The organism is Brenneria corticis (genome assembly GCF_003115855.1).
Taxonomy (GTDB): domain Bacteria; phylum Pseudomonadota; class Gammaproteobacteria; order Enterobacterales; family Enterobacteriaceae; genus Brenneria; species Brenneria corticis.
The window spans coordinates 17,514-43,565 of sequence record NZ_KZ819097.1; the positions used below are offsets into that span (position 1 = coordinate 17,514).

Annotated in this window: 26 protein-coding genes; 15 read left to right on the forward strand and 11 right to left on the reverse strand. The window is 59.9% G+C overall.

Going from position 1 to position 26,052, the window contains the following annotated elements; genetic code table 11:
* Positions 1-27 precede the first annotated feature (27 nt).
* Together DDT56_RS21235 and dld are read right to left on the reverse strand one after the other, a co-directional pair.
* The gene (locus DDT56_RS21235; RefSeq protein ID WP_136168376.1) at positions 28-1,593 is read right to left on the reverse strand and encodes a BglG family transcription antiterminator; all 1,566 of its coding nucleotides are present in this window, start codon (positions 1,591-1,593) and stop codon (positions 28-30) included.
* Between the two features lie 302 nt (positions 1,594-1,895).
* The gene (gene dld, locus DDT56_RS21240; protein ID WP_136168377.1) at positions 1,896-3,650 is read right to left on the reverse strand and encodes a D-lactate dehydrogenase; all 1,755 of its coding nucleotides are present in this window, start codon (positions 3,648-3,650) and stop codon (positions 1,896-1,898) included.
* Positions 3,651-3,921: 271 nt separating this feature from the next.
* On the opposite strand from dld, the gene nifE reads away from it, so the two are divergent.
* The 10 genes from nifE (at position 3,922) to nifM (ending at position 12,961) form a co-directional block, all read left to right on the forward strand.
* Positions 3,922-5,298 carry a nitrogenase iron-molybdenum cofactor biosynthesis protein NifE gene (nifE, locus tag DDT56_RS21245; protein WP_136168378.1) on the forward strand — a complete coding sequence of 459 codons (1,377 nt, stop codon included), beginning with the start codon at positions 3,922-3,924 and terminating at the stop codon, positions 5,296-5,298.
* Positions 5,299-5,313: 15 nt separating this feature from the next.
* Positions 5,314-6,714, forward strand: coding sequence for a nitrogenase iron-molybdenum cofactor biosynthesis protein NifN (nifN, locus tag DDT56_RS21250; RefSeq protein ID WP_136168379.1), 1,401 nt, complete (start codon positions 5,314-5,316; stop codon positions 6,712-6,714).
* A complete protein-coding gene (locus tag DDT56_RS21255; RefSeq protein ID WP_136168380.1) occupies positions 6,702-7,160 on the forward strand; it encodes a NifB/NifX family molybdenum-iron cluster-binding protein in 459 nt (152 codons plus the stop codon). Before nifN ends, DDT56_RS21255 begins: the two co-directional genes overlap by 13 nt.
* Positions 7,161-7,312: 152 nt before the next feature.
* Positions 7,313-7,630, forward strand: a complete 318-nt coding sequence (locus tag DDT56_RS21260) for a hypothetical protein (RefSeq protein ID WP_136168381.1) — start codon at positions 7,313-7,315, stop codon at positions 7,628-7,630.
* Between the two features lie 33 nt (positions 7,631-7,663).
* Positions 7,664-8,530 carry a Fe-S cluster assembly protein NifU gene (nifU, locus tag DDT56_RS21265; RefSeq protein WP_136168382.1) on the forward strand — a complete coding sequence of 289 codons (867 nt, stop codon included), beginning with the start codon at positions 7,664-7,666 and terminating at the stop codon, positions 8,528-8,530.
* A gap of 11 nt (positions 8,531-8,541) precedes the next feature.
* The gene (gene nifS / locus DDT56_RS21270; protein ID WP_136168383.1) at positions 8,542-9,732 is read left to right on the forward strand and encodes a cysteine desulfurase NifS; all 1,191 of its coding nucleotides are present in this window, start codon (positions 8,542-8,544) and stop codon (positions 9,730-9,732) included.
* Between the two features lie 17 nt (positions 9,733-9,749).
* Positions 9,750-10,895: a homocitrate synthase gene (nifV, locus tag DDT56_RS21275; RefSeq protein WP_136168384.1), complete on the forward strand. Its 1,146-nt coding sequence runs from the start codon at positions 9,750-9,752 to the stop codon at positions 10,893-10,895.
* 401 nt (positions 10,896-11,296) lie between these two features.
* The gene (locus DDT56_RS21280; RefSeq protein WP_136168385.1) at positions 11,297-11,644 is read left to right on the forward strand and encodes a nitrogenase-stabilizing/protective protein NifW; all 348 of its coding nucleotides are present in this window, start codon (positions 11,297-11,299) and stop codon (positions 11,642-11,644) included.
* Positions 11,641-12,087: a nitrogen fixation protein NifZ gene (locus DDT56_RS21285; RefSeq protein ID WP_136168386.1), complete on the forward strand. Its 447-nt coding sequence runs from the start codon at positions 11,641-11,643 to the stop codon at positions 12,085-12,087. The genes DDT56_RS21280 and DDT56_RS21285 overlap by 4 nt, the downstream gene beginning before the upstream one ends.
* The gene (gene nifM / locus DDT56_RS21290; RefSeq protein ID WP_168197662.1) at positions 12,074-12,961 is read left to right on the forward strand and encodes a nitrogen fixation protein NifM; all 888 of its coding nucleotides are present in this window, start codon (positions 12,074-12,076) and stop codon (positions 12,959-12,961) included. The genes DDT56_RS21285 and nifM overlap by 14 nt, the downstream gene beginning before the upstream one ends.
* Positions 12,962-13,225: 264 nt before the next feature.
* Here nifM and DDT56_RS21295 read toward each other — a convergent pair whose 3' ends face one another.
* The 8 genes from DDT56_RS21295 to rsxA are packed head-to-tail and all read right to left on the reverse strand — an operon-like array spanning position 13,226 to position 18,978.
* The gene (locus DDT56_RS21295; protein ID WP_136168388.1) at positions 13,226-13,753 is read right to left on the reverse strand and encodes a flavodoxin; all 528 of its coding nucleotides are present in this window, start codon (positions 13,751-13,753) and stop codon (positions 13,226-13,228) included.
* 45 nt (positions 13,754-13,798) lie between these two features.
* Positions 13,799-14,059, reverse strand: a complete 261-nt coding sequence (locus DDT56_RS21300) for an RnfH family protein (protein ID WP_136168389.1) — start codon at positions 14,057-14,059, stop codon at positions 13,799-13,801.
* Positions 14,056-14,793 (reverse strand): electron transport complex subunit E, encoded by a 738-nt coding sequence (locus DDT56_RS21305; RefSeq protein ID WP_136168390.1) that lies wholly within the window; start codon positions 14,791-14,793, stop codon positions 14,056-14,058. Before DDT56_RS21305 ends, DDT56_RS21300 begins: the two co-directional genes overlap by 4 nt.
* Positions 14,786-15,436 (reverse strand): electron transport complex subunit RsxG, encoded by a 651-nt coding sequence (gene rsxG / locus DDT56_RS21310; protein ID WP_136168391.1) that lies wholly within the window; start codon positions 15,434-15,436, stop codon positions 14,786-14,788. The genes DDT56_RS21305 and rsxG overlap by 8 nt, the downstream gene beginning before the upstream one ends.
* Before the next feature lies 1 nt (position 15,437).
* Positions 15,438-16,409, reverse strand: coding sequence for an RnfABCDGE type electron transport complex subunit D (locus DDT56_RS21315; protein ID WP_136168392.1), 972 nt, complete (start codon positions 16,407-16,409; stop codon positions 15,438-15,440).
* A complete protein-coding gene (gene rsxC, locus DDT56_RS21320; RefSeq protein WP_136168393.1) occupies positions 16,403-17,848 on the reverse strand; it encodes an electron transport complex subunit RsxC in 1,446 nt (481 codons plus the stop codon). Before rsxC ends, DDT56_RS21315 begins: the two co-directional genes overlap by 7 nt.
* Positions 17,841-18,389, reverse strand: coding sequence for an RnfABCDGE type electron transport complex subunit B (locus DDT56_RS21325; RefSeq protein ID WP_136168394.1), 549 nt, complete (start codon positions 18,387-18,389; stop codon positions 17,841-17,843). Before DDT56_RS21325 ends, rsxC begins: the two co-directional genes overlap by 8 nt.
* Before the next feature lie 10 nt (positions 18,390-18,399).
* Entirely contained in the window at positions 18,400-18,978 is a 579-nt protein-coding gene (rsxA, locus tag DDT56_RS21330; protein ID WP_136168395.1) for an electron transport complex subunit RsxA, read from the reverse strand.
* A 335-nt stretch (positions 18,979-19,313) separates the two neighbouring features.
* Between rsxA and nifL the strand changes: the two genes are divergently transcribed.
* The 4 genes from nifL (at position 19,314) to DDT56_RS21350 (ending at position 24,493) form a co-directional block, all read left to right on the forward strand.
* Complete coding sequence (gene nifL, locus DDT56_RS21335; RefSeq protein ID WP_136168396.1) at positions 19,314-20,798, forward strand: nitrogen fixation negative regulator NifL; 1,485 nt, start codon at positions 19,314-19,316, stop codon at positions 20,796-20,798.
* Between the two features lie 4 nt (positions 20,799-20,802).
* Positions 20,803-22,389 carry a nif-specific transcriptional activator NifA gene (gene nifA, locus DDT56_RS21340; RefSeq protein ID WP_136168397.1) on the forward strand — a complete coding sequence of 529 codons (1,587 nt, stop codon included), beginning with the start codon at positions 20,803-20,805 and terminating at the stop codon, positions 22,387-22,389.
* Between the two features lie 179 nt (positions 22,390-22,568).
* Positions 22,569-23,966: a nitrogenase cofactor biosynthesis protein NifB gene (gene nifB / locus DDT56_RS21345; RefSeq protein ID WP_136168398.1), complete on the forward strand. Its 1,398-nt coding sequence runs from the start codon at positions 22,569-22,571 to the stop codon at positions 23,964-23,966.
* The gene (locus tag DDT56_RS21350) at positions 23,966-24,493 is read left to right on the forward strand and encodes a nitrogen fixation protein NifQ (protein WP_136168399.1); all 528 of its coding nucleotides are present in this window, start codon (positions 23,966-23,968) and stop codon (positions 24,491-24,493) included. Before nifB ends, DDT56_RS21350 begins: the two co-directional genes overlap by 1 nt.
* Before the next feature lie 72 nt (positions 24,494-24,565).
* Here DDT56_RS21350 and DDT56_RS21355 read toward each other — a convergent pair whose 3' ends face one another.
* Positions 24,566-25,510 (reverse strand): omptin family outer membrane protease, encoded by a 945-nt coding sequence (locus DDT56_RS21355; protein WP_136168400.1) that lies wholly within the window; start codon positions 25,508-25,510, stop codon positions 24,566-24,568.
* Between the two features lie 212 nt (positions 25,511-25,722).
* Between DDT56_RS21355 and DDT56_RS21360 the strand changes: the two genes are divergently transcribed.
* Entirely contained in the window at positions 25,723-26,046 is a 324-nt protein-coding gene (locus DDT56_RS21360; RefSeq protein WP_136168401.1) for a hypothetical protein, read from the forward strand.
* Positions 26,047-26,052 lie beyond the last annotated feature (6 nt).

The following is a 26,052-nucleotide window of genomic DNA, read 5'->3' on the forward strand; positions in this document are numbered from 1 at the left end:
CACTTCACCTCAAGCAATTAAAAGGAACTAATATTCAGCCGCCGGGAGTAAATTCACCGCCTGATGCAATTGACCGGCAATCACCTTTTCCGTGACGCGCTTGATGTCATCGTCATTAAAAAACGCCGAAACGTAGACGATAGGGGTTTGCCGCTCTTCCTGGTGGATGGTGGAGATCACCAGATCCACCGCTTCCTGGCGGCAAAACGCCGCCATGCTGCCTGCGGAAACCACGCCGACGATGATCCAGTCCGGGAAGGCCCGCAGGATGCGGCTTTTGAGCAGGTGCGAAGTGCCGACGCCGCTGGAGCACACCACCAGAATGCGCCGGTGGGCGATTTGCCGCTCCAGAGCCGCCTGGAAATGTACCGTCAGGTAGCCCACCTCGTCTTCGGCGATCGGCGGTAGTTGAAAGCGTTGGCACAGCAACTGCGTAACGCGTTCGGTAATATGATAAATATCCCGCAGCTCGCTTTTTATATCTCCCAGCAGCGGGTTGCGGATGCGAATATGGTATTTCAGGCGATTAAGCAGCGGCTTAATATGAATCAGCAGGCCGTCATACAATAATGTATCCGCCCGCAGATCGATATTTATCAGAGCGGAAAAAATATCAATCAGCTTTAGCGTCACCCGCCGTGATTCGCCGTTGGATAATTGTTGCCTGGCCACCGAGCGGTCGCCATGTTCTTCAATCACAATGCCGGAAGAAACAATGTACTGATAGATAAACCAAACCTCGTCATCGGGCAGGCGGTTATTAATTCTTTGTTCTATTTGTTCAATCATATTTTCCGCAATGCTGAATATATGGCGGTCAATCTGGTTATGGTGCGTTTCTTCGCCCTGCGGCAGGGAATTACCCTGCGCCATACGGTGCATCATAATTAATATATGGGTGAAAATATTGATATAATAAGGCTCCCCCAGCGGGTAAGAGAGCCGCTGTTCCATTTCCTGCAACAGTTGCTGGACGAAGCCGACGTCCGGCTCGCCGAAATAGTGAATCAGCGCATGGTAACTGCCGGGATCGAGGCGCGAGTGGTTAAGGCTGCCCGGCTCTTTGTGGTTCATCACCTCATTGATCAGGGTGGCCATGGCCAGGCGCACCTGGTTTTCGCTCCCTTCGATATGGGTGCCGCTCTGGCTGCGGATCAGGGTTAACCCCAGCGGCCGGATCCAGCTTTCGATAATCTTTAAGTCGTTGACGATTGACGCATTGCTGATGAAGTAGCGCTCGGCCAGCTTGCTGATCGAGGTATCCAGCGGCGTGTCGCTGAGCAGCTGCGAGGCGATTTTCACCCGGCGCGCATTATTGGCCAGCGCGTCTGAACCGCCGTCATCCGCGACAAGCTGTTGTTCCAGATGAATAAGATTTTTAACATCATCAGAAATTAACAGAATTCCCGCGCCGACTTTTTTCTCTGGGTAGATATTCCAACCGGCAAGAAAGCTTTCAATAAATTGCATATCTCGATGTACGGTCTTTTCTGAAATGTTCAGATGGGTTGCAATATTTTTAACCGTTACATAGCGTTGATGCTGTAACAAATACTTCAATAATCTGTTTTGTCGCGAGGTAAGTGGTTGCATAATATAACCCTTGTATTCTGCGTCAAATATGATGTTAATTATTATTGGTATAGGTTTGTTTTCTCATCCTTTTGCTAATAATGAATATAGATTCCCGAACAAATAACGGCCATACTAAATGCTGTCCGGCAGATGGGACAAAATTAAAACATCAAGAGAATAGGGTGTTAATTTCGACTGGATCACATTTTACCGGCCGTTAAATGTGATGACGATCTCGTATTAATGCAAAATATATTATTTACTCCTGACAGACACAGGCTGTGCGCCTGTCAGGACAACTATTTTTATTGAGGGAGCCGTCAGCGCCCCGAGTGGTGTTCATCGCCGCAGCAGTCGCCGCCCCAGTTCTTCAGTTTCGAGGTTTTGCCGATCCCCGGATTCAGGCTATTGGTCGGGTCGTTATTCCGATAGAACGCTTTTAGCTGGGGTTTGGCCTTATACAGATGGCCGACGTTATGCTCGGCCGGATACTCCGCGCCGCGCTGGTCGAGCAGCGCCAGCATTTTCTCTTTCAGCTTATGCACGTCGACGCCTTTCTTCACAATGTAATCCTGATGGAAGACGTAACACATAAAGTGGCCGTAATAGAGGCGGTGTTCCAGCATCTCATCGAATTCCGCCGGCAGGCGTTCAAACCATTCATGGTCGTTGCGCCGCAGGGCGATATCCAGCGGCAGAATGTTTTCCACCTCGTTGCTGTGCACCGCGTGATAGCGAATCGCCGCGCCCGCCGCGGCGAAGCGGTGCAGAAAGGCTTTGGCGCCTTCTTCCTGCGTACAGACAAAGAATTCGCCGTCGGCGTCGCGAAAATAGCGTTCCAGCCACTGGCGCGCCTCTTCGATGCCGTCGCCGGCCATCTTCAGCATCAGGTGGTGTTCAAAGCGATTGCGATAGGTTTTCAGGCGTTCAGGCAGGTGGGAAGGAAGCAGGCGGCTGAGTATCTGCATGGTGCGGTCCACCAAATGCGCCGGCAGAAAGGGCACTTTGCCGAAAATGGCGTCCATGCGTCCTTTCAGGTTGAAGAACATGGGCATTTTGTCGGTGCCCAGCTTGTCGATCATGATAAAGGTGTCTTTACCGTACACCTCGGCGATATTGAACATATTGCGATGCATATATTCCCCCGCCACCGGCAGGTTTTTAAAGCTGGAGAGGATATGGCGGCGCAGCTCGGTCAGCACCTGCGGCTGATTGGTGCCGATATAGAACACCTGCTGGGACTTTTGCGCCGCGAAGGTATCCAGGCGGACGGCGAAAACCGACAGTTTGCCGGCGCAGCCGGCCGCTTCGAACAGCCGGCGCTCATCGGCATTAAAGCGCGACGGGGTGTCCGCGTCCACATCGCGGATACGTTCGGCATATTCGTGGTCGGACGCCTGGCGATCGTCATGAATGACGTCCTCGGCGCGGTATTGCCGCAACTCCAGCCGGGTGAGGATCTCTTCCGGCGTCGTGCCCAGATTGATCCCCAGATGGTTAATCAGCTCCACCTGTCCCTGTTCGTTGACCCGGCCGTAGAGCGCCATTTCGGTATAGGCCGGACCGCGATGCACCAGCGAGCCGCCGGAGTTGTTGCAAATGCCGCCGACCACCGACGCGCCGATGCAGGAAGAGCCGATCACCGAATGCGGCTCGCGCCCCAGCGGCTTCAGCACCCGCTCCAGGTGCCACAGGGTGCTGCCCGGCAGCGCCACAACCTGTCGTCCTTCGTCCAGCAACTGGACTTTATCCAGCCGCAGGGTATTGACGATCACGATTTCACGGTCGTAACCCTCGCCGCTCGGCGTGGAGCCTTCCGTCAGCCCGGTATTGGCCGCCTGCATCAGCACGATGCGGCCGGCCTCGATGGCGGCTTTAAACACTTTCCACTGTTCGAGCAGCGAAGCGGGGAAGACCACCGCCAGCGCCTCGCCCTGACCCGAGCGGAAACCTTTGCGATAGCGTTCCGTTTTATGTTTATCGGTAAGGATATGCGATTTGCCGACGATATCGGTCAGGGTGCGAATAAGACCCTGGGAATCCACGGCGGAGGGAGTTTTTACATAGTCCTGCATGACAGTTTGTCCTGTTAATTACGCTAAATAACACGATAAAAGCATAGTCCTCTGTTTCATTCTTGCTAATGGATACCGATAGTTAGCGGAAAAATCAGCATTTTGTCCGGTTATCTCCGCCGCCGTCGGCGCTATAGCGTTTTTATCTTGCCATTGTTGGTTTTGTTGCATAGCCGACAATATAAAGTTTCTATAAATCAAATAATTACCTTATGGCATACCGATTGCATCGTGGATAGATGGAGTCCTGTTAATCGTGCCGAGGTGAGTAATGAGAAATAGCGAAATCGTGGCGTTAATGGATCAACCCGCCTGCGCGCATAATGGCGGCGGGAAATCCGGTTGCAGCGCCCCCAAGCCGGGTACGGCGGCGGGCGGCTGCGCCTTTGACGGCGCGCAAATTACCCTGTTGCCGATTGCGGACGTAGCCCATCTGGTGCACGGCCCGATTGGCTGCGCGGGCAGTTCCTGGGATAACCGCGGCAGCCATAGCTCCGGGCCGCGGATTAACCGGCTGGGATTCACCACCGATATGAGCGAGCAGGATGTGATCATGGGGCGCGGCGAGCGGCGGCTGTTTCATGCGGTGCGCCATATCGTCGAGCGCTACCATCCGGCGGCGGTGTTTATCTACAACACCTGCGTGCCCGCCATGGAGGGGGACGATATTGAGGCGGTGTGCCGGGCGGCGGAGCAGGTCAATCAGGTTCCGGTCATCGCCATCGATGCCGCCGGATTTTACGGCAGCAAAAACCTGGGCAACCGCATCGCCGGCGACATTATGGCGAAAAAGGTGATCGGCGGGCGCGAACCCGCGCCCTGGCCGGCGGATTTCGCCATCCCGCAGACGCGGGGGCACAGCATCGGTCTGATTGGCGAGTACAACATCGCCGGCGAGTTCTGGCATGTGCTGCCGTTACTCGATCGGCTGGGGATCCGCGTGCTGGGAAGCCTCTCCGGCGACGCCCGCTTCGCCGAACTGCAGACGTTGCACCGCGCCGAAGTCAATATGCTGGTGTGTTCGCGCGCGCTGATCAACGTGGCGCGCCACCTTGAGCTTCACTACGGCACGCCCTGGTTTGAGGGCAGCTTTTACGGCCTGCGGGAGATGTCGAGCTCGCTGCGCGCCCTGGCCGGCGCCCTGAACGATAAGGATCTACAGGCCAGAACCGAAGAACTTATCCAACAGCAGGAGCAGGCGGCCGATCTGGCGCTGGAGCCCTATCGCCGGCGTCTGCAGGGCAAGCGCGCGCTGCTGTACACCGGCGGCGTGAAGTCATGGTCGGTGGTCTCCGCGCTGCAGGATTTGGGTCTGGAGGTGGTGGCCACCGGCACCAAGAAATCCACCGAAGAGGATAAGGCGCGCATCCGCGAACTGATGGGGGAGAACGCCGTGATGCTGGAAGACGGCAACGCCCGACTGCTGCTGGATACCGCGTATCGCTATCAAGCCGACATCATGATTGCCGGCGGGCGCAACATGTATACCGCCTATAAGGCCCGGCTGCCGTTTCTGGATATCAATCAGGAACGGGAACACGCTTTCGCCGGATATCAGGGGATTGTCGCCCTGGCTCGCCAGCTGTGCCTGACGCTGGAAAGCCCGATCTGGCCGCAGGTGAACCGCCGGGCGCCCTGGCAGAGCTGAGGAAGGAGAAATGTAATGGCGCAGATTTTGAAATCGCCGAAACCGCTGGCCACCAGCCCGATTAAAAGCGGGCAGCCGTTGGGGGCAATTCTGGCAAGCATGGGGCTGGAGGGGTGTATTCCGCTGGTTCATGGCGCCCAAGGGTGCAGCGCTTTCGCCAAGGTGTTTTTTATTCAGCACTTTCACGAACCCATTCCCTTGCAAACCACGGCGATGGATCCGGTCACCACCATTATGGGGTCGAACGATAACGTCCTGGACGCCCTGGCTTTGCTGTGCGAGCGCCATAACCCGAAGATAATGGTGGTGTTGAGCACCGGCCTGTCGGAGGCCCAGGGGGCGGATCTGGCTTTCGCCTTACGCCAGTTCAGAGAGACCTACCCCAAATATCACGCCGTCGCCGTGGTCGCCGCCAGTTCGCCGGACTTTTACGGCTCGATGGAAAATGGCTATGCCGCCGTGCTGGAAAGCGTGATTGAACAGTGCGTGCCGCCATCCCCGAACGTCAGCGCGATGCGCAAAAAGCGGGTAAACCTGCTGCTGGGGCATATGCTGACCCCCGGCGACCATGAACAGATCCGCAGCTATGTCGAGGCTTTCGGCCTGCAGGCGATCGTTTTGCCCGATCTGGCGGGGTCGCTGGACGGCCATCTGGCGGAGGGCGATTTTTCCGCCTCGACCCAGGGCGGCACGCCGCTGCGCCTGCTTGAACAGATGGGGCAGAACGCGTCGACCATCGCCATCGGCGTGTCGCTCCAGCGCGCCTCCCGCCTGCTGGAGAGCCGCAGCCATACGCCGTCGCTCTGGCTGCCGCATTTGATGACGCTGGATCGGTGCGACGCCTTTATCGAGCGTCTGCGCCAGCTGTCCGGCCGCGACGTGCCCGCCTGGATCGCCCGTCAGCGCGGCCAGCTGCAGGACGCGATGATTGACACCCATATCTGGCTCCAGGACAAGCGGATGGCGATCGCGGCGGAAGGCGATCTGCTGGCCGCCTGGCTGGACTTCGCCCTCAGCCAGGGGATCCGGCCCGAGTGCGTGGTCGCCCCGGCGAACCAGCCCGGCTTATCCGCGCTGCCGGTGGCCGAGGTGCAAATCGGCGACCTGGAGGACGTGGACGATAGGTTACAACGTCACCCGGTGGATATGCTGTGCGCCAACTCGCATGCGGCGCCGCTGGCGGAGAAATACCACCTGCCGCTGGTGCGTATCGGTTTTCCGCTGTTCGATCGCCTCGGCGAGTTCCGTCGCCTGCGCCAGGGCTATGGCGGAATGCGCGATACCCTGTTTGAGCTGGCGAACGCCATGCGCCAGGCGCATCGCCAACTCCCGGTTTATCACTCTCCTCTGAAACAGGCTTTTCCGTGCGCCGCCGCCCAGGACCCCATTATGGAGACAAAGCCATGCGACATTTAACCCGTCAGTTGGCGATCCCCTCCGTCGGCAGCTGGATTATTCGTATTGCGTTTGCCAGCGTCGATTTGCGCGTCGTCGATCAGCATTTCGGCTCGTCGCCGCGTCTGGCGATTTACGGCATACGCCGTGATGAAGTACAGCTGCTGGAAGTGGCCGACTTCACCGTCTTGCTCGGCCACAACGAGGATAAACTCACCAGCCGTGTCAGCGCGGTGGAAGGCTGTTTCACCCTCTACTGCACGGCCATCGGCGATACGGCGTTCAGGCGGCTGCTGGCGATCGGAGTGCGGGCGGTGAACGTGGCCCGCAATACCCCGATAGCGGTGCTATTGGCCGATGCGCAGGCGCTGTGCGCCGACGGCGGGATCAAGAAATCGTTGCGGAAAAAAGACCGCGGCCGCTTCGACGCCATGATGCAGGAAAACGGCTGGTGCGACGAAGAGTGAAGCTTGTCGGCTGTGCGACAAAACCGACAATTACCGGCGTGTATGCCACAGATCGCCAACTATTTTTTCCGCTATCTTACTGATAAAAGAGATTTTTTGTGACTGGCATCACATTTGCTCAGTAATAAGCGTCAGATACCGGAGCCCGAACCATGATCCAAATCGATACGACGACCCTAAACCAGCTCAGACTGCGCCAACGCCAGCGTACTCAGCCGACCGCCGGTCTGGCGTTGGTGGTGATGGGGGATGCCTGCCGGGGCTGGACGCTGCGGATGACATGGCGCGCGCAGGCGCTGCCGGGCGACGAATGCCGCGACGTCGCCGGGCTGCGGCTGCTGGCCTCCGAACAGCATTGGCGACACCTGGCGCAGGCGCGCATCAGCTCCGACGCGCAAGGCGTCTGGGTGGAGTTTCAGCCGGTGGGATGCCGCTGCGAAGAGGGATCGTGCGCGGCGGCACCGGTATAGATCGGCGAGTCGTAACCAACGGGAGAAGAGAGCATGTGGAATTATTCCGAAAAGGTAAAAGAACATTTCTTTCATCCGCGCAACGCCCGTGTGGTCGAACAGGCTAATGCGGTGGGGGACGTCGGTTCTCTCAGCTGCGGCGATGCCCTGCGGCTGATGCTGCGGGTCGATCCCGCCAGCGAAGTGATTCAGGAAGCCGGATTTCAAACCTTTGGCTGCGGCAGCGCCATTGCCTCCTCATCGGCGTTGACCGAACTGATTATCGGTAAAACGCTGGAAGCCGCCGCGCGGGTCACCAACCGGGATATCGCCGATTATCTTGACGGTCTGCCGCCTGAAAAGATGCACTGCTCGGTGATGGGACAGGAAGCGTTGCGGGTGGCGATCGCCAACTATCGCGGCGAAACCCTGGATGAGGAGCATGAAGAGGGCGCGCTGATCTGCAAATGCTTTGCCGTCGACGAAGGGCAAATCAAACGCGCGGTGCTGACCAACGGGCTGACCACGCTGGAAGAGGTCATCCATTACACCAAGGCCGGCGGCGGGTGCGCCGCCTGCCATGAAAAAATCGAGCAGGCGCTGAGCGCGATCCTGGCCGCCGCCGACGATGACCCGCCCGCGGCGGCGGAAGAGAAAAGCGAACGCTGGCGGGCGGTGGAAGAGATCGTTGCCGGACTGCGGCCGCATATCCAGATGGACGGGGGCGACATTACGCTGATCCGGGTGACGGACGATGAGGTGCGGGTAGCCCTCTCCGGCAGTTGCAACGGCTGCATGATGACGGATATGACGCTGGGCTGGCTGCAACAGAAACTGCTGGAGCGGCTGGGCTACTTTATCCGCGTGGTTGCCGATACGCCCGCCGCCTCCGGGGTTATTTTCCAGACTTCAGACTGCTAAGGAGCGTGCCCGTGAAACCCATCTATCTGGATAACAATGCCACCACCCGCCTGGATCCGATGGTGCTGGAAGCCATGCTGCCGTTTTTGCGGGATCAGTACGGCAACCCGTCGTCGATTCATGACTTCGGCGAACCTTCGCGGCGGGCGCTGGCCAAAGCGCGCGAGCAGGTCGCCAGTTTTCTCGGCGCGCGTCACGACAGTGAAGTCATCTTCACCTCCTGCGCGACGGAAGCGACCTCGACCGCCATTCTTTCCGCGGTGGAAGCCTTTCCCGCGCGGCGCGAAATCATCACCACCGCGGTGGAGCACCCGGCCACGCTGGAAGTGTGCGAGCACCTGGAACGGCAGGGCTATAAAATTCACCGGCTGGAGGTAGATCAGCAGGGCGCGCTGGATCTGGATCGCTACCGCGCCTTGCTGCACGACGGCGTGGCGCTGGTAAGTGTGATGTGGGCGAATAACGAAACCGGGGTGTTGTTTCCGGTTGAACGGATGGCGCAGCTAGCCCATGAACAGGGCATTCTGTTTCACTGCGATGCCGTGCAGGCGCTGGGCAAAGTGCCGGTCGCGATGGCGGATTCGGCAATTGATATGCTCTCCTGTTCGGCACATAAAATTCACGGACCGAAGGGCACCGGCTGCCTGTGGCTGCGCCGCGGTACGCGCTTTCGCCCGCTGTTGCGCGGCGGGCATCAGGAGCGCGGCCGGCGGGCGGGCACGGAAAATATCGCCGGTATCGTCGGCACGGGCATGGCGAGTGAACTGGCCGCCATCCATCTGCCGATGATGGCGGCCAGCATCGCTCCGCTGCGCGACCGGCTGGAAGCCGGGCTGCGGACCATCGCCGGCACCAGGGTGATGGGGGAGGGACAGCCGCGCACGCCGAATACGCTGAATATCGCCTTTGAATTTATCGAAGGGGAGGCCATTCTGCTGATGCTGAATCAGGCGGGGATCGCCGCCTCCAGCGGCAGCGCCTGTACCTCCGGCTCGCTGGAGCCCTCCCACGTGATGCGGGCGATGAGCATCCCCTATACCGCGGCGCACGGCAGCATCCGTTTTTCGCTGTCGCGCTATACGCGCGAGAAAGAGATCGACTACGTGCTCGAACAGATCCCGCCGGTGATCGACCGCCTACGCGCGCTGTCGCCCTACTGGCAGCAGGGAAAACCGGGGGAATTCACCCCCGCCTGGGGTTAACCGGGGAGATTGCGCCGATGAAAACCATCGTCATTAACGACACCACGCTGCGTGACGGCGAGCAAAGCCCCGGCGTGGCGTTCAGCGCCGATGAGAAACTGGCGATTGCCGAATCGCTGGCGCGGGCGGGCGTGCCCGAGCTGGAGGTCGGCACTCCCGCCATGGGCGAAGAGGAGCGCGCGCGTATTTATCGCATCCGCCAGCGCCTGCCGGACATCACCCTGATGGCCTGGTGTCGGCTGAATGAACAGGATATCCGGCAGGCGGCGCGGCTGGGAGTGGACTGGGTCGATATTTCACTGCCGGTATCCGCCTGTTTGCGGCAGTACAAAGTCGGCCTGGCGTGGCCGGATATGTTGCAGCGGCTCGGCGAGCTGATCTCCTTTGCGCTGTCGCTGGGGCTTAAGGTCTGCGTGGGCGGTGAGGACGCCTCACGCGCCGACGAGGCGGATTTGGCGGCGGTGGCGCAGGTCGCCCGCATCGCCGGCGCCGGGCGGTTGCGCTTTGCCGATACCCTGGGACTGCTCGACCCCTCTGCGACCGGGCGGCAGATCCGGCGGCTGCGGCGCTATTGGCCGGGCGAGTTGGAGATCCATGCCCACAACGATTTCGGCATGGCGACGGCGAACACCCTGGCGGCGGTGCGCGCCGGGGCGACGCACGTCAGCACCACCGTTCTTGGATTGGGCGAGCGGGCGGGCAACGCCGCGCTGGAGCAGGTGGCGCTGGCGCTGCGGCACACGCGGCTGGGCGCCACCCATATCGATACCCGGCAACTGCCCGCCCTGTGCCGGCAGGTCGCCAGCGCCGCCGGGGAGAGCGTCCCTTGTCGGCAGCCGCTGGTCGGCGAACGGGTCTTCACCCATGAGTCGGGCGTGCACGTGGCCGGTTTGTTGCAGGGGGTCGAGAGTTATCAGAGCGTTGCGCCGCAACTGCTGGGGCGCGAGCACCATCTGGTATTGGGCAAACATTCCGGCCGGCGGGCGCTGGAGGCGGTGTTCTCGCAGCTGGGCCTGCCGCTAAGCGCTGCGCAAATCCCGCTGATTCAGCAGGCGCTGCGCGCTTTTGCCGAAAGCGATAAACGCAGCCCCACCGGCGATGAGCTTTACCGTCTTTATCGCGGGATAAGCGAAATACCGGCCGGGGAGCTTGACGTCGTCTGAAGGCTGAGGGATTCCCACAAATCAGGGAAAGGAATGTCTGTAAGTACGGTGAGGGTTTCGTGCGCACTAACCTCAGTCGATTTCTGCGACCGTCGCAGCACGCGCCCGACACGGGGGGCTCAAGCGCCAGCCCCCCGTGACCCCGGGCTTTTCGCGGAAATCGCGTCGCTACGCGATGCCTTCGGCGTTCGTGACCGCTGGTCGGGCCGCCATTGACGCGCTCCCGGCGCGGCACTGGCTTTCGCCGCGTCCATGCGGCTCACCCGGCGGTCACGCCCACCTCAGCGCGATTTTTTACGCGAAGGAAAACCTTTAAAAAACAGCATTCTGTTATCTAAGATGATTTATCAAGCAATACTTAATTATTTTCTGGGGATTGCTCAGGTCTAAAGGGGATAAGTATGGACTGGTTTAATCAACTTCCCGGCGTAAGCCAATTGGAAAGCGCCGAAGACTTCCTGCGCTTTTTCGCCATTCCGTTTGATGAACGCAGCGTACGGGTTAAACATCTGCATATCCTGCACGCTTTCAACCTGCGCCTGCGGCGCTATCAATCCCTTGATGAGCCGCCGCTCGCGCCGCGGCAGCGTCAGCAATTCCGGCTGCAACAGGTACGCGCGATGCTGCTCGAAAGCTACCGCCACGTTGTCGGCGGCGAACTGCGGGAACGTTCGCCGCTGAAAGTCTATCAGCGCAGCGCCCGCTGTTTTATCCCCTGGCTGCTGCTGGATGAAGGAGAAAACGAATGAAGCCGCGTTTTGCGTTTGGCGAAGCGGTACGGGCGATCCGCACCCTGCGCAATGACGGTACTTTTCCGGCTATGGCGCGCGGCGAGCAACTGGTGCGCCGTGGCGCGGTCGGCTATGTGCGCGAGTGGGGCACGTTTTTGCAGGACAATATTATCTACCAGGTCCATTTTCTGGATAGCGATCGCATTGTGGGCTGCCGCGAGCACGAACTGATACCGGCCGCGGCCCCCTGGGTCGACGGGGCGTTTCAATACGGCGACTGGGTAGCCGCCGCCATGATCCTGGCCACCGACCGCCATATCCGGGTGCAGGCCGGGGATGTCGGTCAGATAATGGGCGTGGAACGCGACATGCAGCCGATGCAGTTTATCGTGCTGTTCGGCGGTACGTTGCTGCAGGTGCCGGAACATGCTCTGGAGGCGATCGATCGTGACGACCTGTAATGTCGATGTGCCGACCATGTGGCAGCGTTATTCCCGGCTCAAGCTCTCCTTATCGCTTTACCAGTGTCTGCCGTGGCGGCAAACGCCCGAACAACGGGCGGCGTTCGCCGGACAGGTCGCACGGCAATGGCGGCTGGAAGCCGCTATCCGCGACCGGGCGCAACGGCAGGGAATTGACGCGCCGCGGCAAAATAGCGGCGACGCGCAGTATCTGCTGCGTAGCTATTTCGCTGACGAACAGGACTGGCAAAACGCCTTGCAACGCGAGGGCATTGATGCCGTCGGCCTGTCGCAGGCCCTGGTCCATGAAACCCTGCTTACCGCCATGCTGGAAAATGTGGCCGACCAGGCGCCAGAGGTAAGCGAGCGGGAAATCGATGCGTGGTATCGCCATAACGCCCATCGATTTCAACGCCCGGAGCAACGGCTGGCGCACCATTTACTGCTGGTGATTGACGATACGCAGGCCGATTGTGACAGGGTAACGGTTACCGGGCGCATCGCCACGCTGCGCCGCCGCCTGCAGACCGACCCGCGGCGCTTTCCCCGGCTGGCCGGGCGCTTCTCGGAATGTCCGACGGCGCTGGAAGGCGGGAAAATCGGCTGGGTGAGCCGGGGTATGCTGTATCCGGCGCTGGATAGCCAATTATTTTCCCTGGCGGCGAATGACGTCAGTCCGGTAGTGGAAAGCCCGATGGGGCTGCACGTTTTATGGTGCGAGGAAATCCGACCTGCAAGTGAACTGCCCAAAGCGGAAGCATTGGCGCAAATCCGCCGGCAGTGGCGGGAAAAGCGCCGCCAACAGTATCAGCGCCAGTGGCTGTTCACGCTTTCAGCAGGAGATTCCCGCCTACTACCGCAGATACTGTGTTAAGCATCTGTCGTCAAGTCACTTTCTTCCGGCTGACTCTCACTCCCGTCATGCCCGCAGGTCCCCGCCTTCGCGAGGAGGTATCTCAGCAACACCGAGCCGTAGCGAAAGCAGATCCCCGCTTACTACCGCGGGGATGACCGATTGGAGGCGCCGTAGGGGATAACGGTTGGTGGTATTCGCAGGGAGTGCCGGAGTAGCGGCGGGAATGCCGGTGGTGGTAAGCAGATACGCCGTTAATCTGATCGTGAACACCATTTTCCCATATCAAAATTCAGCCTGAAGCTGGCTAACCCACCGCGTAACGCGTTCTTCCGTTAAATCCTGCTGATTATCCTGATCCAATACCAGCCCGACGAAGCTGCCGCTTTCCAACGCCGCGGAGTCGGCAAAGGTATAGCCCTCGGCCGGCCAGGCGCCGATGATATTGGCGCCGGTCTCGCTGACGATGTCATACAGCTCGCCCAAGGCGCTGACAAAGGCATCGGGATAGCTCTCCTGATCGCCGAGCCCGAACAGGGCGACGGTTTTGCCGCTCAGATCGGCGTTCGCCAGCTCATCGGCGAATTCCGCCCATGACTCGCTCACGCACTCCGCGTCCAGGCCGGGAAGCTGCCCGTCGCCCAGGGTGGGGGTGCCGAGGATCAGGATATCGTAGGCCAGCAGATCGTCGAGCGAGGCGCGGTTGATATTCACCGGGTCGGCGGCCTGTTCGCCCAGCTTCTGCTTGATAAGCTTGGCGACCTTGCGGGTTTTACCAGTGTCGGTACCGAAAAAAATGCCGATAGTGCTCATGGTTCACATTCTCCTTAAAAGGACGTCCGAAAAAGGGCGGTTACATTACTCATCGTCATCGTCCGCCGACGCGGGGGCGCGTTCAATCGGCAGATAGATTTCCACCCGATCGCCTTCGCGGACTTCGCTGTCCGGGGAACAAAGGCGGCCGTAAATCCCCATCCGGTGCACATCCGGGTCCAGACAGGGGTACAGGGCCGGCAGCGGCGAGGCCAGAAAAGCCTCTCGCAGCGTGACGGGCTCCGGCATCTCCATGTCGATGCAGCGGCTCTGGTAACCGTTGGCGTGGGCGATGGTGAATTTCATCCGTGGCAGCCTCCGCATCCGGCGCCGCAGCCAGAACCCGACGATTCTTTCTTCAATACGTCGCGGCCGTAGCGCAGCACTTTGGCGCCGCGGATCGCCGCCAGCACCAGTCCCATCACCACAAAACCGCCCGGCGGCAATAGCATCAGCAGAAAACCGTCATAGTCCGGCAGCAGGTGTATTTCCAGAAAATGGAATGCCGGCCCCAGCAGCTGTTCCGCTCCGCTGAACAGCGTGCCGCTGCCGATGATTTCGCGGATGGCGCCCATCGAGGTCACCCCGAGGGTAAAGCCCAACCCCGTCGCCATGCCGTCCAGCGTGGCGGCGAACGGCGGGTTATGGGCGGCAAAGGATTCTGCCCGGCCGAGCAGGGCGCAGTTCGCCACAATCAGCGGGATAAACAGCCCGAGTATTTTGTGCAGATCGTGCATCCAGGCATTCATCGACAGATCGAGCAGTGTCACCAGGCTGGAAATGATCAGGATATAAACCGGAATGCGGATCTGGTGCGGGGTGATATGACGCAGCAGCGACACCAGCAGATTCGCCCCCGCCAGCACCGCGGTGGTCATCAGCCCCATGCCGAAGCCGTTGGTCGCGGTGGTCGTTACCGCCATCAGCGGACACAGCCCGAGGATCTGTACGTAGGTGATATTGTTGGTCCAGATGCCGCTGACCAGAATATCCCGGTAGGCGGGGCGCTCCGCCGGCGCGGTCGCGGTAATGTCACTCATTGGTTTTTTCCTCCGTCAAGCCAAGCAATTCGGCCCGGTGGCGCTGAAACAGCAGAAGCGTCTGGTGAACGCTTTTTACCACGGCGCGCGGGGTGATGGTGGCGCCGGTAAAGGCGTCAAAGTCGCCGCCGTCCTTTTTGACATGCCACTGTTTCTCGGTGGTGTTTTGCAGCGATTTACCGTTAAAGCCCAGGATCCAGTCGCCGTGGCCAAGTTCGATTTTGTCTCCCAGCCCCGGCGTTTCGGTATGGGAAATGGTGCGCACGCCGGTGAGTTCGCCGGCGGCATTAATGCCAATCAACAGGGAAATCACCCCGCTGTAGCCTCTTTCGGCGCCGAACATCACCACGCCGCTGGGTCGGCCTTGCAGCGTGGCGCGGTAAATCCGTACCGGCTCCCCCGCCAGCGTCAGCGTGACCTCGCTGCCGCCGAGCGCATTATCGTGCAGCGCCGGCGGGAAGACGGCCGCCAGCTGACGCTGGGTGTCTTCCTGATGGCGCAGCTCGATTTCGTGATAGGTTGCCCACCAGACGCCGCCGATCATCAGGCTGATCAACAGGGTAAAGGCGCCAAGCAGCAAACTCAGGTTCAGCGGGTGGCTGCGCGGCGGCCAGTTCAGCCCGCGGTAAAAGGCAGAGGCCATGTCATTTCTCCTTCTGCGTTTGGTAGCCGTAGGCACGCGGCCGGGTCCAGCTATCGATCAACGGCGTCACCGCGTTAACCAGCAGCACCGCGAAGGCGACCCCTTCGGGATAATTGCCGAAGCTGCGGATGGCCCAGACCAGCAGGCCGGCCAGCGCGCCATAATACAGGCGGCCGCGCGGGCTGCCGGGGCCGGTCACCGGGTCGGTGATAATAAAAACCGCCCCCAGCATCAGCCCGCCGGTGGTGAGTTGCGCCATCGGCGGCAAAATCGTCTCCGGCGCGATAAGCCATTGCACCAGACCGGGAAACAGGCAGCCGACCAGCATGGCGACCGGCGCATGCCAGCTGAAAACCCGCTGCTGCAACAACCACAGCCCGCCCAGCGCCAGCAGCAGGGTGGACGTTTCGCCAAAGCTGCCGTTATGGGTGCCGAGCAGGGCGTTTTGCCATGAAAAATCGGCCTGGAGACGTTCGCGGAACGCGCCCAGCAGGGTGGCGCCGGTAGCGCCGTCGGTATGCAGGGAATAGACCGCGCCGTGCCAGAACTCGCTGGGAACGACCCAATGGGTCATTTGCACCGGAAAGGAGATCAGCACCACGACGCGCGCCAGCATGGCGGGGTTAAACAGATTCTGACCGAGCCCGCCATAGATATGCTTACCCAGCAGGATGGCGATGGCGGAACCCAGCGCCCCCAGCCACAGCGGGGCATGGGGCGGCAGGCTGAGGGTAAACAGCAGCGCGGTCAGCAGCGCGCTGCCGTCAAAGACATGGCCGAGAGCAAGCGGATGCATCCGCAGGCACAGCGCTTCACACAGCAGGGCGGTAACAACGCTGGCGAACATCAGCATCAGCGCCGGGGCGCCGAACTGGATGATGCCCAGCAGCACCACCGGCAGCAGCGCCAGATTGACTTTATACATCAGGTTTTGGGTACTGAGCCCCTGATGCACGTGGGGTGAGGTCAGCATGCGGGATCCTCCAGCGGGGTAGTTGGCGCAGCACGGCGGCGCGACGGCCTGGCGGCTTTCGCCGCCGCCTTTTCCGCCGCTTCGCGGGCGAGGCGCGCCTGCCGGCGGAGACTGTTGGCGCCGGCGCGCGCTATTTTTTGCTCCTGGCGCCGTTCCAGCCTTAGCTGCTGCTGTCCCCAGTCGAAGAACTGCGTCAACGGCAGCACCGCCGGGCAAACCCATGAGCAGGAACCGCACAGCAGACAGCTGTTCAGCCCCAGATCCCGGGCGTTATTCAACGCATCCATTTTCAGCTCCGCCAGCATGGCCAGCGGGGCCAAGCCCATCGGACAGGCATCGACGCAGCGGCCGCAGCGCAGGCAGGCGCTGGCGTGAGGCTGGGGGATTTCATCTTCGGTCAGCAGCAGCAGGCCGCTGGTGCCTTTGGTGATCGGCGCGTTGAGGTCGGTCGTCGCCCGCCCCATCATCGGCCCGCCCAGAATGATTCTGGCGGGGGTGCTTTTCATGCCGCCGCAGGCGGAGATAATGGCGTTTATCGGCGTGCCGATGGGCACCAGCAGGTTGCCTGGCCGTTCAATCGCCCGGCCGCTGACGGTGATCACCCGGTGGGTCAGCGGCTGACGAAAGCGAATGGCGTGGAAAATGGCGATGCAGGTGCCGACGTTCTGCACCAGCACGCCCATTTCCGGCGATCGTTTGTCGTGCGGAATTTGCCGGCCGGTCACCGCTTCAATCAGCTGCTTGGCCGACCCCATCGGGTAGAGCGACGGCAGGGCGACCACGTCCATCGCCTCCTCATCCTGACACAAGCCGTCAAGACGCCGGATCGCCTCGCTTTTATTGTCTTCAATGCCGATATAGACGTGCCGGGCACTGGTCAGCTGTTGTAAATAGCGGATGCCGCCGATCAGGAATTCGGCCTGCTCCTGCATCATGCGCTCGTCGGCGGTAATATAAGGCTCGCACTCGCCGCCGTTGATGATGAGATAGTCGATTTTATGGCGCATGGCCAGACGGATTTTATCCGCCGCCGGGAACATCGCGCCGCCCATTCCCACGATGCCGGCCTGGGCGATCAGCGACAGCATCTGCTCCGCGGGCGGGGCCTCCGGGGGCTCAAGCCGTACCGCCTGCACGGAGGAGGGCAACACGCGCAAGCGGATATAACCGGACTCGCCGGGAACCACCTCGGTCACCATACCCTGCGCCGGGCTGTGCAGCGGCGCGGACATGCGGCCGAACGGCCGGGCCAGCAGCTGGCCACAGGTGACGGTGTCACCAACTTTTACCTCGGGAAGCGCAGGGGCGCCGGTATGCTGGCGTAACGGCAGGGTAAGCCTGTCCGGCGTTTCGAGGGTACGGATGGCCAGCTGACGGGTTAACGATTTGTGGCTATAAGGCCGAATGCCGCCGTGCGGCGTGGTGAGGGCTTTAAGCATAATCCGGCTCCTGGCGTAAAGGTAAACCCGGTTTGACGACCGCGGGAGTGAGATGGGGATCGGCGTAGAGAGTGATACAGCTATTAGGGCAGGCGCTCAGGCAGGCGCCGCACCCGGTGCAGTCTTCGCTGAGTACGCCGTGCAACTGACGGGTAGCCCCGACGATGGCGTCAAACGCGCACTGTTTTAAACAGCGGCCGCAGCCGTCACAGCCCGGCGCGGCGATCGCCGCCACCATCGGCCCTTGGGCGGCGTTATCATCCAGATTGATCCCCATCAGCGCGGCGATGCGCCGGGCGACCCGGGTTCCGCCGGGCGAGCAGATGGTGACGGCCGCTTCGCCGCCGGCCATGGCGACGGCGGCCTGACGGCAACCGGGATAGCCGCATTGACCGCACTGTCCGCTCGGCAGCAGCGCCACAATGCTTTCCACCATCGGGTCGCTTTCGACTTTCAGGTAGATGGCGGCATAGCCCAGCAGCGCGCCGATTATCGCGGAAATAAACGGGATGGCGAGCAGGGAAAGTACCAGTAAAATCATCGCCGTCTCCCTATGATGACAAACCGGCGAAGCCGGTAAAGGCCAGCGCCAGAATGCTGGCGGTAATAAAGTTGAGCGGGGTGCCTTTAAACAGCAGCGGCGGCAAGGCGCTGGCCTGCCGCTCGCGCAAACCGGCGAAGATGACCATCACCAGCGAATATCCCAGCGAGGCGCTAAAGCCAAACAGCACGCTGTGGGTGAAACCGAGATGCTCCTGCAGTATCAGCAGCGCCACGCCGAGCACGGCGCAGTTGGTGGTAATCAGCGGAAGAAAGATCCCCAGCGTGCGGTAGAGCGCCGGACTGTATTTCGCCATTACCATTTCAATCAGCTGCACCAGCGAGGCGATCACCAGAATCACCGACAGCAGACGCAGGTATTCCAGATCGAGCGGTATCAGGATCCAGGATTCGACCATCCAGCTCAGCCCGGCGGCCAGCGTAATGACCGCGGTGGTGGCGATGGATATGCCGACGGCGGCGTGAACCTGATTGGTGACGCCCATAAAGGAGCACAGCCCCAGGAAGCGCGCCAGCACGACGTTATTGACCAGAATATTGGTCAACATGATTAGCAGTATCTCTTTCATTTATCCCCCCCGGCGTCATGATAGCCACCAAGGGTATTGCGAAAGCCATGCCAGTTTATTCAGCTCAATTAATGCCCGATAAGAAGGCAATTCCCTGCGCCAAAAATGCGCAGAGGGGAAAATCCAGGAGATGTGATTGCGGTCACAGACAGCGACAAACCCGCTTATCAGGGCCAAAACCCCTATCAAGATCAAGGTTTCGGCGTTTTTTTATCCATAGGGAATGAATCTTGCACATTTTTTATGGTTATTTCGTGTCGTTCGACGGCTGTCCCGCAATCTGACAATTTGTCATGAAGCCGACAGAATCCGCAATGCAAACCGGAGGAGCCAGGATGAGTTCATCATTGGTTTTGGATGATGTACAGCTGATTACATCATCCTGGGGGGGAAAGGGGCTGCATGCGGCGGTGTTTCACACCGCCGTGGAACAGTCTTCGGTCGCTATTTCGATTACCGATCCGCAGGCGAACATCGTTTACGTCAATCCGGCATTCTGCGCGCTGAGCGGCTATACGCGGCAAACGCTGATCGGCGCCAATCACAATCTGCTTTCCAGCAATCAGACGCCGGAATCGGTTTATCAGTCGATGTGGGAAACGATAACCGCCGGTACCGCCTGGAGCGGCCAGTTGATAAACCGGCGCCGGGATTCATCGCTTTACCTGGCGGAAATCACCATTTCCCCCATCGTCAACGCGCAGGGTGAAATCGAACACTATCTCGGAATGCATAAGGATATCAGCGAACGCTACGCGCTGGCGCAGCGGGTGCGTAACCAGATGACGCTGATCTCCGCCGTGCTGAACAATATTCCGGCCGCCGTGGTGGTGGTAGACGGTCAGCAAAAAATCGTGATGGATAATCTGGCCTATAAAACCCTCAGCGCCGACTGCGAGGGTCGGGAACCGCTGGTATTGCTGGACGGGTTAAACCGTGCGGCGCCGGACGCCTTGCTGCCGCTGACCATTCGCGGCGCGCAGCGTTGGTTTTCGGTCAGTTGCTGGCCGCTGCACGCCGTTAACGAAGAGGCCAGCCTCTATTTCACCGACAGCGCGCCGCCGCGGCAATTGGTGGTGATTGTGGACTGCACCGAGCAGCAGCGGCAGATCAACCAGGATCGGCGCGCACAGCTCGAACGCCTGATTAACGTCAATAAGATGATGGCGGCTATCCGCGAAACGCTGGACGCGGCGCTGATCCAGCTCAGTTGCCCGTTAAATATGCTGTCCGCCGCGCTGCGCCTGAACCCCGATGCCGACAGCGTCGCGCTGCGCGCGGCGTGGAATGAGGGCAAAGAGGCGATAGCCCGTCTGACGGCATGCCGTCCTTCCATGCATCATGAGCCGCCGGACAGCTGGCCGGTGCCCGCGATGCTGGCGGATCTGGCGGAGCTCTATCAGTACCGCATCGGCAAGATCGGCAAACTGGTCTGGTCGTGCTCCTCGGCGGATTTAACGCTGCGCGGCCAGCGAACGCTGATCCTGACCGCGCTCAGCCTGTGGCTCGATCGCTGCCTGGCGCTGTCGGCAAGCGCGGAGGTCGAGACGGTGATTGAGATCCGCGCCGCCCGACAATGCCGGCGCATCTGTTTTTCCGTCGCTGATAATCTGCCGCTGGCGGCACGGAATGCGCCGCACCCGATGATGGAAATCCTGGCTACCGGGCAGTGCATGGAGTTGCGCCTGATTCAGATGATCGCGTCGCAGCTGGGCGGCACGGTCAATATCGAGAACATCTCATCCGGTGCAACCAGGATGATGCTCGCCCTGCCGTTCGATGGTTTATGCCTCACCGATACCGACACTCCGAGGGGATGAAAAAATGGCTCATTTTCCGACGACAGAACGGGTGGCCCGCCGCCTGGACCTGCAACAACAGGTCGTCGCGCTGCATAAAATCAGCGTGGCGCTCAGCCATTCACTGGATTTGCAGCATACGCTGGAGGCGATGATTCAGGCGCTGCACGACCATGCCTTTATGCAGTACGGCATGGTGTGCCTGTTTGATAAAGATCGCGCGTCGTTATTTATCGAGGCGCTGCAAGGGGCGGACACCCAGGTGATCAAAGGAGGGCGGGGCGTGCGCTACCGGGTCGGCGAGGGCATTTTAGGTTCGGTGATGAGCCAGCGGGCCTCGCTGGTTTTACCCCGGGTATCGGACGATCCGCGTTTTCTGGATCGCCTTAATCTGTATGACTACGCGCTGCCTTTTATCTGCGTGCCCATTCCGGGACCGGATGAGATGCCATTGGGGGTCTTGGCCGCGCAGCCGATGGAACTGCATGAAGACCGCCTGCCTTCAAGCACCCGTTTTCTGGAAATGGTCGCCAACCTGATAGCGCAAACCGTCCGTCTGGTCGGCCATGCCAATGGGGAAAGCGAGGCGCTGCGCACCGAGCGCGATAGTTTGCGCAGAAAGGTGCAGCAGCAGTACGGCTTTGACAACATCGTGGGTAAAAGCCTGCCGATGCGGCACATTTTCGACATGATGCGTCAGGTATCGCGCTGGGAGACCACGGTGTTGATCCGCGGCGAGAGCGGCACCGGCAAAGAGATGATCGCCAACGCCATTCACTACAACTCCCCGCGCGCCGGCGCGCCTTTTGTCAAATTCAACTGCGCGGCCCTGCCGGATTCGCTGCTGGAAAGTGAACTTTTCGGCCATGAAAAGGGCGCGTTCACCGGCGCGGTGAAACAACGCAAAGGGCGTTTTGAGCTGGCCGACGGCGGCACCCTGTTTCTCGATGAGATTGGCGAAAGCAGCGCCTCGTTTCAGGCCAAGCTGTTGCGCATCCTGCAGGAGGGAGAAATGGAGCGGGTCGGCGGCGACGAAACCCTGCGTGTGGATGTGCGCATTATCGCCGCCACCAATCGTAATCTGGAAGACGAGGTACGAGCCGGCCATTTCCGCGAGGATCTCTATTACCGTCTGAACGTGATGCCTATATTTTTACCGCCGTTGCGCGAGCGGATTGAGGATGTGCAGGATCTGGCGCAGTTTCTGCTGACCAAGCTGAGTAAACGCCAGGGGCGGACGCTGCATATCAGCGACGGCGCGCTACGGCTGCTGATGAACTACGACTGGCCGGGCAACGTGCGCGAACTGGAGAACTGTCTGGAGCGTGCGGCGGTGATGGCGGAGGACGGGTTGATCGACCGTGATGTGATCCTGTTCAACTACAGGGAAAACGCCCTGATGCCGTTTAACGGCAACAAAACCAACGATGCGCTAACCGCCGGCGGCAACGAGCCGGGTATTGAAAATATTCAGGATGAACGGCAGCGGCTGATCGCGGCGCTGGAACGCACCGGCTGGGTGCAGGCCAAGGCGGCCCGGCTGTTGGGCATGACGCCCCGGCAGGTGGCGTACCGTATTCAGATTATGAATATCAATATGCAGCGGATGTGAGGCCGCCGCCGGCATCCCGCGCCAATGTCGCATTCGGAACATTGTCCGACAATGTCGCTTATCAAGCCTCGTGGTTAACTGATAACCCTCTATTTAATAGAGGGTTTTTATTTTCATCTTCCCGGCATGGCCTTTGCAGAAAATGAGACGAGGTTCGCTCATTACCGGGGATTAAGCCTATGGCAGACAACGCATCATTTTCAGGCCGACGCGCATGCGGGCCGATGAACAGGGCGCACTTTACGCCTTTGCAGGCGGATAAAGTGTCCCGCCACCCTTGCTACTCGCCGCTGGCGCACCACCGCTATGCGCGCATGCATCTGGCCGTGGCGCCGGCCTGCAACCTGCAGTGCAATTACTGCAACCGTAAATATGATTGCAGCAATGAGTCCCGGCCCGGCGTGGTCTCCGAGCTGTTATCGCCGCAACAGGCGATAGCCAAAGCCAGGTACGTTGCCGCGCAAATCCCTCAGCTTGCGGTTATCGGCATCGCCGGACCCGGCGATCCGCTGGCCAATATCGCCCGCACGTTCAACACCCTGGAAGGGCTGCGCGCGGAACTGCCGGATATCAAACTGTGCCTGTCGACCAACGGGCTGATGCTGCCCGATGTGGTAGACAGGCTGGTTGATATCGGGGTCGACCACGTCACCGTGACGGTGAACGCCATTGACGCCGTGGTGGCGGAAAAGATTTATCACCACCTGTGGTATGAAGGGGACAAACTGCACGGGCGCATTGCCGCCGATCTGCTGATCGAGCGGCAGGGCGAGGGCATCCGCAAGCTGGCCGAGCGCGGCGTCATGGTAAAGGTGAATTCGGTGCTGATCCCGGAGATCAACGCGCGGCACCTGAACGAGGTCAGTTTGCAGGTTCGCCAGTGGGGGGCGGTGCTGCACAATGTTATGCCGCTGATCTCACGGCCGGAGCACGGCACGCAGTTTGGTTTGCAGGGCGTACGCGAGCCAGACGGCGAAGAGTTGAGCGAGGTACGCGGCCGGTGCGGCCAGCACATGCCGCAGATGGCCCACTGTAGCCAGTGCCGTGCCGACGCGATCGGCATGCTGGGCGACGACCGCAGTCAGGAATTTCCGCTGGCTTCGTTGCCGGAAAAAAATGAGCCCTTGCTGCCGGCGCTGTTTCGCCGGGCAAGTATTCAAGCCAGCATCGCGTCGCAGGGGGAGTCCGAAGAGCCCGATGCCTGTCTGGTGGCGGTGGCGACCGGCAAGGGAGAGGTGATCGACCAGCATTTCGGGCATGTCGATCGTTTTCATATCTTCAGTATTTCCCAGGCCGGCATCATTGCGCTGGGGGAGCGCTTTACCCAGCGCTATTGCCAGGGGCCGGCCGACTGCGGGGAGGAGGACCCGGGCGAGCGGCTCGACCGGGTCATCGCGCTGCTGGCGGACGTCAAAGCGGTATTTTGCGCGCGTATCGGCCTGGCGCCCTGGCAACGGCTGGAGTCCGCGGGCATCGAGCCTTACGTCAACGGCGCATGGCAGCCGGTGCGCGAAACGCTTGAGCGGTGGCGCGCTGAGCGCGTTGCGCCGCAGGTCGACCGCAAGGGGGTGGCGTAATGGTTATCGTCCGGACGACGGAGACATGGCTGCGCGTCCTGGTCGGCAATCATCTGCGCGGCCTGGCCCGCTTCCCGACGCGGATGAATCTGGATGACGCCGCCTGGTGCAGTCTGCTGTTGCGGGTAGGCTTATCCGAGTCGTCGCCGCGTCCGCGGCATTTACAGCAACAGGATGAGCTATTGGCTCGCCTGCTGATGCCGCGCCGTCAGGAGTGTGAACAGCTCGCCGACTGGCTGAGGCAATATATGGCGCCGGACGCCGCTCCGATGCACCAACTGGTCGCCGGCGCGTCGATGGGGTTCAATCATCTGTGGCAGGATTTAGGGCTATCGTCGCGCGCGGAACTACGCGAAATGATGGCAACCTGTTTTGCGCCGCTGATCGCCATGAATGCGAACAATATGCGGTGGAAAAAATTTTTCTACCGCCAGGTTTGCCTGGCGCAGGAGGGCGAACTGATCTGCCGCTCGCCCTCCTGCGAAAGCTGTAGCGAAATTGCTCTGTGCTTTTCAGCGGAAATTTGATAGCGGATGAATACGCTGAATTTCCGGCTCCAGGGCCAGGGAGAAGCCGGACGAGTAGCCCGGCTAACTGACTCAGAAAGCGTATTTCAGACCGACCGTCGTCATAAAATTATAGTTCTCGATACCGCTGCTGTTCGCTGCGCTATCCGTGGTGCCCTGATCGCGATCGTTAGCGGATAAGCTGCCTTTCTTGTTCGTTGTGCGGCTCCAGATCTCTTCTACGTAAACTTTGGCGTTCGGCGTCACGTAGTAACCGGCGCTGCCGGCGAGAGAGAAGTAATTCTGGTTCTTTACCTTCGCCTTAAAGGTAGTGTTTCTCAGATAGTGCTCGTCGTTGTCAGACGTGCGCACCCAGCCACTGTACTTAAAGGCACCGCCGAACTCGAAACTCTCATAGCGGTAGCTACCTGCGAGGCCGATGTACGGCATTTTAAAGCGCTGCTTGTAGCCGATTCCCTTGATGTCAGCCGGGAAAGCCCCGATATCCGGTAAACCGGTGTCCTCGTCAGTGTAGTTGTAGGTGCCGCCGGTAGATTTGAAGCTGTAGCGGCTCTCCTGATAGCCGGCCATCACGCCGAGGCGGTAAGCAGGTTCGTTTAACAACCACCCTTTAACGTTGATATCGAACTGGTTCGCGTAGTTTAAGCGTGTGTTGGGGTGCCTGCTCTGGTCTGTCCATTCCTTCTGGTTTTCATCCTGCCAATCGGTATCTTCCATGTATCCACCACGGCTGGCGATAGTCGTCCAGCCCGAAGCGCCAACCGATAACCAGGGTATTAAATCCCAGTCGAGGGAGCCTTTTACGATTGCTGCATTATTGTATTTCCAGTTGAGCTGGCTGACCTTGCGGCCGCCCTCGTCTGCATCGTAAACGCGCTCTTTGGTCTTGCCGCTCAGAGTGCCTAAGCCAATTTCGCCGCTAACCTTCTCAGCGGTAAAAATACCATCTCCAGCGTCGGCCACAGCGGCAAAGGCCACAGGCGCGGAGAGGATAAAAGCCAGGAGTTTCAATCTCAAAACTAAATTTCCTTTGTTTATTGGTCTGTAATCTGTTTTTTTATTTTCGCGCAACCATTTAGCGAGTCAATCGCTAACCAATGGGGCATTTAAGCTGTGTTGATATTTATCCGGGCGCCGTTTTTTCAGACAAAACCTTAAATCCCCCCGGCGTTCAACTGTCCTATACTCAAAGTAGTTCTTGAGCAGGCGGATGAATGGAGGGAAGAACAATGAACCTTATCAGCACATTTTCTTCAGTGCCATATAACCCTATAAACAGCCACGATTACGTACAAAGGATTGCCCGGGCGCAGTCGTTAGCCGGGCAAGATAACCAGGACGCTTCTGCCGGTACATCCGAGGATAATGAAGCCTCGCGTCTGGCGGCTAAAATGCTGGAAGCGCAAATCGAAACGCTACGCCAGCAGCTTTCCACGCTACAGTCGCGACGCGGTCAGGCAACCGGCTACGACAGCGCCGCCGATATTATTTCCCCCGCGGCGGACGGCATTAATCGCCCGACGGCGACCAATCAGATCAACGTCTACGTTTAAGCGTCC

Coding starts and splice junctions, on each gene's coding strand:
- DDT56_RS21300 (WP_136168389.1), bottom strand. CDS start 14,059: ATGAAATTCACCATCGCCCACGCCAACGGTTACCAGAGCCGCTGCATC.
- nifL (WP_136168396.1), top strand. CDS start 19,314: ATGAGTTCATCATTGGTTTTGGATGATGTACAGCTGATTACATCATCC.
- DDT56_RS21325 (WP_136168394.1), bottom strand. CDS start 18,389: ATGATTTTACTGGTACTTTCCCTGCTCGCCATCCCGTTTATTTCCGCG.
- nifA (WP_136168397.1), top strand. CDS start 20,803: ATGGCTCATTTTCCGACGACAGAACGGGTGGCCCGCCGCCTGGACCTG.
- rsxG (WP_136168391.1), bottom strand. CDS start 15,436: ATGGCCTCTGCCTTTTACCGCGGGCTGAACTGGCCGCCGCGCAGCCAC.
- DDT56_RS21295 (WP_136168388.1), bottom strand. CDS start 13,753: ATGAGCACTATCGGCATTTTTTTCGGTACCGACACTGGTAAAACCCGC.
- DDT56_RS21305 (WP_136168390.1), bottom strand. CDS start 14,793: ATGAGTGACATTACCGCGACCGCGCCGGCGGAGCGCCCCGCCTACCGG.
- nifU (WP_136168382.1), top strand. CDS start 7,664: ATGTGGAATTATTCCGAAAAGGTAAAAGAACATTTCTTTCATCCGCGC.
- DDT56_RS21315 (WP_136168392.1), bottom strand. CDS start 16,409: ATGCTGACCTCACCCCACGTGCATCAGGGGCTCAGTACCCAAAACCTG.
- rsxA (WP_136168395.1), bottom strand. CDS start 18,978: ATGAAAGAGATACTGCTAATCATGTTGACCAATATTCTGGTCAATAAC.
- DDT56_RS21350 (WP_136168399.1), top strand. CDS start 23,966: ATGGTTATCGTCCGGACGACGGAGACATGGCTGCGCGTCCTGGTCGGC.
- dld (WP_136168377.1), bottom strand. CDS start 3,650: ATGCAGGACTATGTAAAAACTCCCTCCGCCGTGGATTCCCAGGGTCTT.
- DDT56_RS21285 (WP_136168386.1), top strand. CDS start 11,641: ATGAAGCCGCGTTTTGCGTTTGGCGAAGCGGTACGGGCGATCCGCACC.
- nifB (WP_136168398.1), top strand. CDS start 22,569: ATGGCAGACAACGCATCATTTTCAGGCCGACGCGCATGCGGGCCGATG.
- nifN (WP_136168379.1), top strand. CDS start 5,314: ATGGCGCAGATTTTGAAATCGCCGAAACCGCTGGCCACCAGCCCGATT.
- DDT56_RS21260 (WP_136168381.1), top strand. CDS start 7,313: ATGATCCAAATCGATACGACGACCCTAAACCAGCTCAGACTGCGCCAA.
- DDT56_RS21255 (WP_136168380.1), top strand. CDS start 6,702: ATGCGACATTTAACCCGTCAGTTGGCGATCCCCTCCGTCGGCAGCTGG.
- nifV (WP_136168384.1), top strand. CDS start 9,750: ATGAAAACCATCGTCATTAACGACACCACGCTGCGTGACGGCGAGCAA.
- rsxC (WP_136168393.1), bottom strand. CDS start 17,848: ATGCTTAAAGCCCTCACCACGCCGCACGGCGGCATTCGGCCTTATAGC.
- nifE (WP_136168378.1), top strand. CDS start 3,922: ATGAGAAATAGCGAAATCGTGGCGTTAATGGATCAACCCGCCTGCGCG.
- DDT56_RS21235 (WP_136168376.1), bottom strand. CDS start 1,593: ATGCAACCACTTACCTCGCGACAAAACAGATTATTGAAGTATTTGTTA.
- DDT56_RS21280 (WP_136168385.1), top strand. CDS start 11,297: ATGGACTGGTTTAATCAACTTCCCGGCGTAAGCCAATTGGAAAGCGCC.
- DDT56_RS21360 (WP_136168401.1), top strand. CDS start 25,723: ATGAACCTTATCAGCACATTTTCTTCAGTGCCATATAACCCTATAAAC.